We start from the raw sequence: 11732 nt of genomic DNA on the forward strand, positions 1-11732 counted from the left end.
GCCTGCGCCGATGGTACTGCACTGCAATGCGGGAGAGTAGGAGGCCGCCTTCTTTAACAGAAAGGTTCCCCCGCTGACTGAAAGGTCGGCGGGGGAATTCTTTTATGCGTTACCAAACAAATAGAATCCGTGACTATAAAGGAATACATAAGCAGAGTTGGCAAGTCCCGTGGCTTCGGAATACATGATATGTAATGCACATCATGATGACAATGACACAGAATGTTGATAACCGCTAAAACATGAATTGATGTTGTACCAAGAGACCTTTCCCTAATATATTTTTATGTATTTTATTGATAATTTGTGTTGTATTATTTTTCTTTCCGCCTTTAATTGATTAACTTTGCACTTGCTTTACAGAATCAATGTTTTCAAACTATTCTTCTGCATGCTTATTGGTATGAGAGGGCAGTGACAATATAATGGAGTATATGGGAAATGATGGCGTTATAGAAATATTGGAAAGGGCAGGTATAAAGCCAACTTCCAACAGAATATTGGTGTTACGTGCTTTGGTCAAAAGTACCTGTCCTTTAAGTCTGTCGGATTTGGAGATAAAGTTGCTCTCTTTGGAAAAGTCCAGTGTGTTCCGTGTTCTGACATTGCTTTTGAAACATGGAGTGGTGCATACTATTGAGGATGGCAGAGGGATTGTGAAATATGAGATATGCACAGGACATGGCAATTGTACGGGAGATGATTTGCATGTGCATTTTTATTGTGAGTCCTGCAACCATGTCTATTGCTTTGATAAGATACGTGCTCCAATAGTTGAACTGCCTGACGGGTTCGCAATCAATTCCATAAACTACATGCTGAAAGGAGTCTGCCCAAAATGCTGTAACAAGCGATAGGGAAGGAACGACAAGTATGTCGCTATCTTTACTTTTATTTTAATTGTAACTATTCAGTCCCTCATATTGTCATGCAAATATGAGGGACTGAATAGTATTTGCTATTTTAGCGTGTAAAATGAGTTAAAATAGTTTTTATATAGTTAATTACCCCCCCCCATTTTGCTTTTTTTATGCAATATATATGTAATTTTGCAATATTATATACTTGCTGCAATGACTTTATGCCTGTATGGCAAAGCCATAAAGAGATAGAACATACTATAAACCAACAAAATACATGAAACTGAAACATCTTTCGATGCTGATATTGGTGACAGTCACCAGTTTCAATGCCTCTTGGGCATTAGGCTTTGCCGATGTCCCAACAGGATGGGCAAAGGCTGTATTCAACCATTATGCCCAGAATCCACAGTCGGAGATTGCGGAATCTCCACAACCTAACGAATCATCTGCTGCTTCTATGGAAGGAACGGATGAGGATGCAGGTGGAACAACATTACAGAAGTCTGATCTTGCACTAAATGATGCAAGCAACTATAATAGTAATAATAACACATGGACACCGGCTGCAAATTTCCCAATGCCGTTGAGGTGGATTGTCAAGTCATCGAGCACAGGTAAATACAGCATAGCAGGCAATGGTATTGACGGCAATCCTGTCGCGACTCTGACCAATCCGGAGGACGGCTCAGAGCCTTCTATAGTTGTACGCCAAAGTGGTAAAATAACATTGACACAAGCAGCAGATGGTGACTATGAGCAAGGCAGCTTGGATATAAATATCATTGTAGGCAATGATATCACAAAAGACGACAATCGTTTCTCGTTTGACACAAGCGGGATTCCTGTCAGTGATGGCATGTCCATTATTGCCACGGGCATAAAGATGACTTTCAGCGATGACCATTTCTGGAGTCAGCCAAAGAAAAATGGTATGACAAATGGTCAGAGCATACCGAGTGATAATGGTGGCAATAATGTGGAGAGCAAAATCCCTACCGGTGGAACATTCTACAAGTTCACTCCCAAGAAGTCCGGAGTATTGGCTGTCAAAGTGAACTGGGGACGGAACGATGGCAAGCTCCGTCCACTCTATATCTCAAAAAACGGGACTCCAATAGAGGCGCAGTATAAAAGCAATAATGCATGGACCGGTGGAATAGGCAAAGGTGAAACTCCTGAAGCTACACAGAATTATACAGATACTGTCAAATTCAATGTTGAAGCCAATGCAGAGTATTATATGTATGTCACAGGCTCAAAGTTAGGCTTCTATGGCTTTGAGTTCTATCCCGGTGATGTTGCAAAAGCAGAGTTCTCGTATGGTGGCAAACCTATCTCCTTCAAAGCGGTAGGGGAAGCCGAAGATGTACACAGCGAAGCGACAATAGAGATACCTGCAACGGAGGCAGGTAACGAATTCCAGATTTATGTCAAAAAATATCCGGGCTGCAAAGTGGTGAATCCGTGGACTGATGTGGACGGAAAATTACACGAATGGGAAGTGAATGGTTACCATAAACTATACGCCCCAACGGTAGGAGAGGACGAACGCCGCTTCAAATTTAAGGCTACTTCACTTGATGGCACGAAGACTGTCACATATATAATAATAGCGAAGCTGCTTAAGACCAAGCTGAAACTGGAATATACATATCCTGAAGGGACAAACATTTGGGACAAACATGCAGGTGGTACAAATCCGTTTGAGCAACCTGCGCTTCATGCATACAAGATTGGTGATGACGGCAAACCAACTACAGTAGATGTAATCGAAAATATACAGGGCAAACTGACCTTTGTGAGCGATATGCCAACTGTTGCCACTGTGGACGAGTTTGGAAATATAATCATTGTTGACGGAGGTCTTGGAGGTGCAAAGGTTTATGCGGAGTTTAAGGGTGATGATTACTATGAGCCTGCAGAGACTTTCTATAATTTCATCATCAAAGACGGATACTATACAAAAGAAATCACAACAGAAACTCCGGCTCCAGTAATGAACCGTAATAATCCTGATGGTACGGAGAATGCTGACTATGACATTCGCGGTACTGTCAACGGCACAGAACAGGCATTGGTCAGAGTCACTTTCGGCGGCTGGAAGCGTAATGAACATAAGTACACCCCTATAGGCAAAGATGGGGCAGGCAATGACAAACCAAGCGACAAGACAGACGGTTGGGGACAAGGAACAAAAGCGTCTGACTGTGCATCTATTGACGGTTATGAGGTTTCGGTGTCAGGAAAGAGTGATGCCATGGACGAGGCGATGAAACTGGAGTGGCGCCGCAACGGATGGCGCAACGGATGGTTCAAATCACCAACCCAAGACGCTTCTGGCAATATCGAAACTTATCCTTTCACCCTTCCTGTGCGTGGTGCGTACATGACTTTTGAGCCGCAGATGAATGGCTACCTTACGGTTTACATCTTGCAGAATGGCTCATGGAATACGAACAATGATGGTATCAAGCCAGGTGAGTTCCGCCCACACGCCTTCCAAGTGGTGAACCAGCGCGGATTGCCATTGAGACAGTTCTCTACACACTATAGTGTTACGACGAAACAGGCAGTCACAGATGAGTATGTATGCAAACCAGTGCTTCCCGAGGGGTTCTTTGACAGCGAAACCGGGCAGGTAAGATCTTTCTCAGATAAAGATATGAAGACAGCAACCCCTGGTTGGGAGTTTGACAATAACAGCAAGAACATTGCCAATTGGGAAGAGTTTTACACATACCTTGACGACAAGGAGCGTGCAGCTGTCTACAACAACTGGAAAAATGGTGTGCGTGGTGCGCAGAGCGTCATAGAACTTTCGACTGGTTCCTTCATGACAGTGCAGAAAGGCATTGTGAAGTACAGATTCCATGTGACAGGTCATGAGACTTACTATTTCTTCTCAAACTTCTCCAAACTGGAATTCTGTGGGGCTAATTTCGTTCCGGATGCTTATCCTGAAAGCACAGGTCAGGAGGTGGATGAAAAACAGTTGCAGCCTACAGCAGAACTTGAACTGTCTGATACATGGGAACATATAAAGCTGGTTCCTATAGTAGATAGGGAAGACTATCCTTCAGGCGTGAAGCGTAAAAAGTTTGTTGTTGAAAATATTGAGAAGGTAAAAGAACATTTTTCTGGTTATATAAATGTGAATAATGTTCAGGTCCCACAGTTCAAGACAATCACCGTCAAGCGTGATTTCGTGAAAGACAAATGGAACACCCTCACTTTGCCGTTCAACATCACACAGCACCGTGTGGAGGAAATCTTCGGCAAAGGAACAGAGCTTATTCTTCTCAATGGCACAGAAATCACAGGTGGCGGAGATGCTGTCAGACTGCATTTCATCTACCATGAGATTCAGAATGTCCTCCCGGGCTATCCATACCTGATAAAGCCGACATTCGAAGGAGTCGATACGGAGGCAAAATTCACCAAGAATAATGGCACTGTACATGATATACTTGAGTTTGACAATGCCGATGAAAAGAATGTCCTTAAAGCGTTCACCGTTCCGGTGAAGCATCTTAATCCGGACATCAAGCAGCAAAATATTGTCTGTGGTGACTATGAGACACGTGGCATAGAAGGCTATTGCCATCCTGGAAATGATGAAGATGGCACTGAACTGGCGACAGGTAAATCGCTATACAGTGCGAAATATGAGGAGGGCGACATATTCCTCAGTGATGGCGATGGCAAGCTGTATGTGTCAAAAGGCTCTTCCTATGGCAAAGGCTACCGTGCTTACATCAAACATACGGGAACCGGTGCTCCTGCCAAGTCTATTTCCATGGTTTACTCCGGTGTTGACGACAACTTTGACAACACAACCACAGAGATTCGTTTCACGGAGCTTGCCCCGGAGGCAGCCATGGCATTAGGATTGAGAGGGGTATACAACCTCAACGGACAGAAGGTTGCGGAGACGGCTGACAACCTGCCTTCCGGAATATATATCGTTAACGGACAGAAAACTGTTGTAAAATAAACTGCAAGTGTTATGAAAAAAGTATATACAAAGCCGGAGATAGAGATTATCGAAATGGACGAAATCATGGAGACCGCAATTTCGCAGATTGGTACCACAGGTGCTGCTCCCGACAATGAGGGCGGTCATGGCAGTGGTCTGGAAGCCGGTGGCAGTGATGAAGAAGTGCCGGAATGTTCCAAGGGCGGTTTCCCATGGGAAGATGGTTTCGGCTTCGATATGTAGTTGTTATTCTGTTACACTCTTTAGACGTGTCCTCTTGGCAATATGCCAGAGGCATGGATAATATTATATTGTTTAGCGTTGGATGAAAGATTGGCGTTTCTGCCGTCTTTTATCCAACGCTTTTTTCATGTTTTTGGCATAAAGAAATGCCAAAAATGATGTTCTTCATCTCTGGTTTATGTCCTCAACAAGCACTTTTGACGCGTTTTTTCACCATAATGAAAATATTTTCCACTTACAATACGCACAAAAACAGTAACTTTGCAAAAGCTTAGCTGCACATTGGCATTCCGTGCAAGGCGACTGTACTCGATTCGAATTGCATCAGGAACATTGTTTGAATAACATTTGAAACACCATAATTTTTATTGTTTAACTAAATCAACTGACAACATCATGAAAAGACTTCTTCTGCCACTGATGTCCCTACTGCTGCTCTGCGTCCTCCCTTCCGAGGCGGCACGCAAGGTATGGGTACTCGGTGACTCGACCGCAGCCTTGCAGGACGAGAACGGAAACAAGCGCGGATGGGCACAGATGCTCCAGCAATTCTTCAATGTCGATGAGGTGGAAATCATCGACAAGGCGAAGTCTGGAGCGTCAAGCAAGTCGTTCTACAAAGAGACTGCCTTCTGGCCCACCATCCGTCCGCAAGTAGGCAAGGGTGACATCGTCATCATCCAGTTCGCACACAATGACGAGAAGTGCGGCGGAGCTGACGGTGACGAGCTCAACGAGTTCTTCAAAACCCACCCGAACCAACAGCCTTCGGACTGGGACTATTCCAACAAGTATCGCGGAACCCATCCTTCCAGAACATTCCCTGACTACATCAAGGCGTACATCGACGAGGCAAAGGCTGCTGGAGCGACACCGATTGTCGTGGGAGCCATCTGCCGAAAGTATTTCTCCGGCACGAAAATCAGTGCCGCCGGACAGCACAACCTCTGGCAGAAGTTCGACAGACTCGAGGGTGGGGTGTACACAAAGGACTATACCGGCATGGCTTCCGATGACGGTTCCATGAACTATCCATTGCAGGCTAAGAAGGTTGCGGACTCTTATGATGATGTTCCGTTCGTTGACCTCACGTCTGCCACAAAAGAAATGTACGAGAATTTCGGTGAGAAATACTGCACCGACAACATCTTCTGCGTGACTGACGCCTCCAAAGGATGGACAGGCGACGGCACACATCCTTCACCCTTCGGTGCGACACTCATAGCGCGACAGTTCGCACAACTTGTCAAGGACCAATACAATTCCGAGACCGACGCGAAGAAAAAGGCTGTGTTGAAGCTCCTTGCCGACGGCACAAACCTCACTTCCGAAATAACCTTCTCTCCGACAACCGGCGACCTTGGCAAAGCGTATGTAGGTCAGACGCTCACAAAAGCCATAAGTGTCTCCGCCTTCTCCATAGCCGAACCGACCGGAACTTTCACGTTCACCACAACGGGAGGTTTCCTTGTGTCCACGGACGGCAAGAACTATGCTGAAAGTGTGACAGCCGATTATTCCGGTTCCACCCTCATTCAGACACTTTACATCAAACTCGACGTTGCATCCAAGGGCACCATCTCCGGCACACTGAAGGCTGCCTGCCCGTCACTTTCCGGCGAAATAGACCTTAAAGCGGAAGCCATCTCACTCGAAGGCGGCACGGCAGTGAAAGTGTTCTATGACCTTTCGTCCAACACCGATGTGACCGTGACAGGACCATGCAACGCCCTTCCCGAGACATATAGTAATATGTACGCGAAGGATTACAACACCATGAATGCGAAAGCCGACTGGAGCGGCACTGCTTACGAAGGTCAGAACCCGAGGGTGCAGCGCAACTGTATCGAGGGAAACAACTGGCCCGCAGGCGAGGAGGACGAGAACACAAGCCGCTATATACAGTTCGGCATGACCGCACCTGCCGACATACAGATTGCCATCAGCAAGATTTCCTTCTATGCAGGAGGAGCCGGCGGCAACGGAATGAGGTTCAAAGCGTATTACAGCACAAGCCCTGACTTCCCTACAAACGAACAGAACACCACGAATTTCCTGTGGCAGACAAGTATGACAAGTAACAAAGCGTACTACGTGGAGACAGTGCCTGTGGTGACAATCGCTGACGGTGAGACACTCTATGTTCGCCTTTACCCTTACTATTCCTCTGCCGCTTCAAGCAAGACATTCTGCCTGAAGGACATGACCATAGAGGGTGTGGCTACAGACCTCTCTGCTCCTCAGGCGGAGGATGTGGCGTTCGGACTGACACGCGAGATGAACGGCACGACATTTGCCGAGGGTACGGAGAACGTGAAGAACTCATCGCCGGCAATAACCGTGACAAACATCTCCACAATGGACAGCCCGGGAAAGAACCAGACCATGAAGCATGGTTCGGCAACTCCGACATATACCGTCCCTGACGGCTGGCGCAACTACTTCGTGGCAAAGGGCACGGGCGTGAAGGACAGCTATGTCGACGGATTCTATTGGGGCGTGAAAGTTTCCATTCCTGAGAACTATTCCCTCAACATCTCCGGACTTTTCTCCGATGTCTATGGCGTGAAAAACGTGTTGACAAGCAAGTTCGTCGTAAAGACCGACCTCAATTCCGAGAGTTTCCTCTATGACGGAGGCGAGTTTGCGGCAAATGTCGAGAACGGTCTCTGCACCAACAATGTCGATGTCACTGCGGAAGACGCTCTCAAAGAGCTCAGCGGCGATGTGTACATCCTTATGCCTTGGTACTCGGGAAGTGGCGCGACATACTACGCACTGAAAGACCTGACAGTGACAGGCACACTGACAACTGCCTCACAGTCTGTTAAATACAATCTCGCAACCTCTGTGTCTCCTGCGGATGCCGGCACAATCGTAGCCAATCCGGGTGGCGACCAAATCAAGGAAGGCAAGACGGTCACCCTGACCGCAAAGAGGAATTTCGGCTATAAGTTCCAAAAATGGACTCTCAACGGTGAGGACTATTCCACAGAGGAGAAGATAAGTTTCACAATGGACGGTGACAAGACATTCAACGCTGTCTTCGAGACAATTCCGGTATACACCGTGAAAACTTTTGTCAAGAACGACGCTGAACTGTCTCTCGGCTCCGTCACTCTCTCGCCGGACGACAACAACGGCAGATACGAGGAAGGCACGGAGGTGACCGTGACGGCAGAAAACTCAAAGATTCTCAACTTCCTTAAGTGGGAGGACAACAGCACTGTGAACCCTCGTGTGATAACTGTCAACAGTGACATGAACATCACTGCCGAGTACGAAGTGCAGGATTTCATCGCTGTCTTTGATGCAAGCAAGGTGCAGGCGTATGCTTATCCTACCACAGCCAACTATCCTTTCCCTGCCGACCTCACATGGGACGCGGAGCGCAACGCTACGGCTCTGGTGGTGAAGATGTCTGATGGTTCTCCTGTATATACAAAGGACGGTGGCACACCTGTGGTGAGAAACCGCATCGGTGTTGTCACAACGGGACTCAATGGACTTTACCAGAACGGCTACAAGACCACCGACATCGCCTGGATGTACTGCTTCTCAACAGCGAAATTCACTGCTGCGACCTTCGTTTCACAGATGTGTGCAAAGAACAATGCCGACAAGAACTATAAGGCGCAGTATTCTCTTGACGGCAAAAACTTCATGGACATCGATGGTGCCGTATGCCAAACGACAGGTGCAGGAAAGATTACCGATTTCGTGTTCGGCATCCCTGCCGATGCCATGGGCAAGGAAATGGTGTACATCCGCATCACAGGTACCGGTGAGGGCATATACGGAACATACGATGTTGAGGGAACATTTGACGGTCTGGAGTACTACCTCCACTCAGAGTCCGGTGTCGGCAACGTGTACATCATGGGCACTGCCGAGGTGGAGAAAGACTCCGAGGCACCTGTCGTAACAAGCACTATCCCTGCTGACAATGCCACCGGAATCTCTGCTTCCGGCAAGATAACAGTCTCTTACAATGAGCGTGTCGAGGCAGGAAACCTTGTCAACGGTGTGGCTTCACTTAACGGAAAGCCTCTCACTCCGACATGGAACACACGTTCCGTTTCCTTCGATTATGTCGGTCTGGAATACGGAAAGACTTATACATTCACCATGCCTGCGGGCTATGTGGTGGACAAGTCCGGCAACAACGGTGACGCCGTGACACTGGCATTCACTGTCATGGAGCGCACAAAGCCGGTGGCAAGAATCTTCGATGCCATTGTTGACAAGGCGTTGTCACTCGGTTATGGCGAGAGTATTCCTGCAACGGAGACCATGCCTAAGCAGTATCGCTACATCCAGGATGCAATCAACGATGCTCCTGCGTCATCTGCAAAGCCATACCTTATATATATTAAGGAGGGTTACTATGACGATCCGAATCCTTATTTCAACTCAAGCTATGGCACACGCTGGACGGATGCTTCCATGACCGAGACAGAACGTATCGGCGGAAACGGCAAGAGCCTGGACGGAAAGGTCAAGTACGACGACTGCCGCCTTGTGCATGTCAACAAGCCTAATGTGCACCTCATCGGTCAGGATGTGGAGAAAGTCATCATCGCTTCCGACCGTCAGGACGGCGGAGACAAGAACAACTGGCAGAAGCCGTGGTATCATGTCAATGCCGGTGCAACGATTGAGGTGCAGAGTGGTGGCGACGGCTTCCTTATGTCAGGCATAACTGTTGACAACGAGAACTGGACAAAGGACCGCAAGGCTGGTCCGCAGGCTCTCTGCCTGAACACTGACGCTGACAGAATCGTGTTCGACGGTGTGAAAGCGCGCTCTTATCAGGACACATACAAGAGTAATGGCACCTACAAGCGTGCGTTCTGGAACAACTCAACCATTGAGGGCTCTGTGGACTTTATCTATGGAAACGGTGATGTATGGTTCGAGAACACAATCCTTGACATCAACCGTGAGAAAGGCGGATGGATAGTGGCTCCGAACCATGAGAAGGAGACACGCTGGGGATATGTATTCAACAACACGACCATCACGACACACTATGCGTCAGATCCGTCCACTTACTCCATATCATTCGGACGCCCTTGGCATGAATATCCGAAGACTGTGTTCCTGCATACAACGATGGAACTCACTCCGATTAGCGGCTATTGGTCAGAGACAATGGGTGGTCTGCCTGCACTGTGGGCTATCTACGACATCAAGGACAAGAACGGCAACGCACTGCATGATGACCTTGCGGACGAGAATGGTAACAAGGTCTACTCCGATGCCTCTATCAAAGACTACTGGTACACTGACGGTTCGGGCAACAAGGTCACAGGTGAGTCAAAGAACTGGCTGTCACCTTCCGACATCGCACAGTACACTGTCGAGAACGTTATGGCAGGAGACAGGACAAGCAACGCACAGACCGGTGTGTGGAATCCTCTGTTCACTGTCGAGAAGACAGAGACGCCAAAGGTTAATGTCAATGGAAATGTCCTGACATGGGATGCTGATGATTTCGCTATATGCTATGTCGTGACCGTCAATGGCAAACCTTCGGCATTCCTCACCGGCACTACTTTCATTGGCAACGAAGGTGAAAAAGTCACTGTGCAGTCTGTAAACGAGCATGGTATCCTGTCGTCAATGTCAGCGGAAGTTGTCCTCGGACCGTCAACAGGGATAGAGAACCTCGAATCTTCCGGCAGCCACAGCCGTAAGGACAATGGCAATCTCTACAACACAGCAGGACAGCATGTGACAGAATCCGCCAAAGGAATCCTTATAAAGAAAGGCGGAAAGTTTGTCCGCAAATAAGGTTTTTCTGGTAAACTTTCCGTAAGGACGAAAACAAAAAAGAACTGTATCATTACTCTTAACCGAGTCTGATACGGCTCTTTTTGTTTTTTTATGATTACAAAAGCCCTTGCCTATTTTGCCTGAATTTATTGAAAATTCCTTTGTTTTCTATCTGAAATTTGTGGCAACTATGCCACAAATTTCAGATAGAAAACAAATTTTTCGCAGGTATGTGCCTCACCACAAACTGCCAACGAAGCCAAGCGATTACTTACGGTTTGCATAGCTTCCTACCGCAAAAATCATGCATGAGTTTTCAAATGTTCTGTTTATCATAATCGGCAATAAGTGGCTTTCAGGAACGGAAAATAAGGCTTTAGGTTGTCAAAGGTGACCTTTCCTTGGGCGGATGGTTACCTTTGACTATGTGAAAGGTAACCTTTGGCATGGCAAAACAATAGGGAAAACACTGCGTTTCAATACCAAAAACGCACAAAAAGGTAACGAATCACAGTGTTGTTTTCATGTTTGCAGTTGTTTTGTGAATGGTAATAGATTGATTTTCAGTGTTGTAATAAAATGTAAAAATTCCTGCGATATTTCACCGTTTGTTAATCTTTGGCTGTTTTTTCTTAAACCATAGAGGGCAAAAACGGCACGAGTTTTCTAATTATGTCTACCGTAAGAGCGATTGTTTCCATCCATACGAATGGTGACATTTGCTTGTGACGAAGTACATAAAGGTTGGAATTTATGCATGAACGCAAAAGATTTTCAATACAGCATTTGGATAATATGGAAATTATACGTATCTTTGCCAAAACAATCAAAAAGAACAACTTATGCTAAAAAAATATTTAGACCCGAAGGCT

4 protein-coding genes are annotated in these 11732 nt (G+C 46.8%); all 4 read left to right on the forward strand.

Features of this window, described 5'->3' with window-relative positions:
- Nucleotides 1–434: 434 nt before the first annotated feature.
- The 4 genes from E5358_RS14610 (at nucleotide 435) to E5358_RS14625 (ending at nucleotide 10878) form a co-directional block, all read left to right on the forward strand.
- On the forward strand, nucleotides 435–857 hold the full coding sequence (locus E5358_RS14610; RefSeq protein WP_168354699.1) for a Fur family transcriptional regulator: 423 nt from the start codon (nucleotides 435–437) through the stop codon (nucleotides 855–857).
- 280 nt (nucleotides 858–1137) lie between these two features.
- Nucleotides 1138–4857, forward strand: a complete 3720-nt coding sequence (locus E5358_RS14615) for a hypothetical protein (protein ID WP_135940896.1) — start codon at nucleotides 1138–1140, stop codon at nucleotides 4855–4857.
- Between the two features lie 12 nt (nucleotides 4858–4869).
- Complete coding sequence (locus E5358_RS14620) at nucleotides 4870–5082, forward strand: hypothetical protein (RefSeq protein ID WP_135940897.1); 213 nt, start codon at nucleotides 4870–4872, stop codon at nucleotides 5080–5082.
- 396 nt (nucleotides 5083–5478) lie between these two features.
- Nucleotides 5479–10878: a pectinesterase family protein gene (locus E5358_RS14625; protein ID WP_135940898.1), complete on the forward strand. Its 5400-nt coding sequence runs from the start codon at nucleotides 5479–5481 to the stop codon at nucleotides 10876–10878.
- Nucleotides 10879–11732: the final 854 nt, after the last annotated feature.

Origin of the sequence: Palleniella muris (genome assembly GCF_004792655.1) — a bacterium.
GTDB lineage: Bacteria > Bacteroidota > Bacteroidia > Bacteroidales > Bacteroidaceae > Prevotella > Prevotella muris_A.

Bases quoted from the DNA above. Each gene is read 5' to 3' on its own strand.
- E5358_RS14620 (WP_135940897.1), top strand. From the start codon at position 4,870: ATGAAAAAAGTATATACAAAGCCGGAGATAGAGATTATCGAAATGGAC.
- E5358_RS14615 (WP_135940896.1), top strand. From the start codon at position 1,138: ATGAAACTGAAACATCTTTCGATGCTGATATTGGTGACAGTCACCAGT.
- E5358_RS14625 (WP_135940898.1), top strand. From the start codon at position 5,479: ATGAAAAGACTTCTTCTGCCACTGATGTCCCTACTGCTGCTCTGCGTC.
- E5358_RS14610 (WP_168354699.1), top strand. From the start codon at position 435: ATGGGAAATGATGGCGTTATAGAAATATTGGAAAGGGCAGGTATAAAG.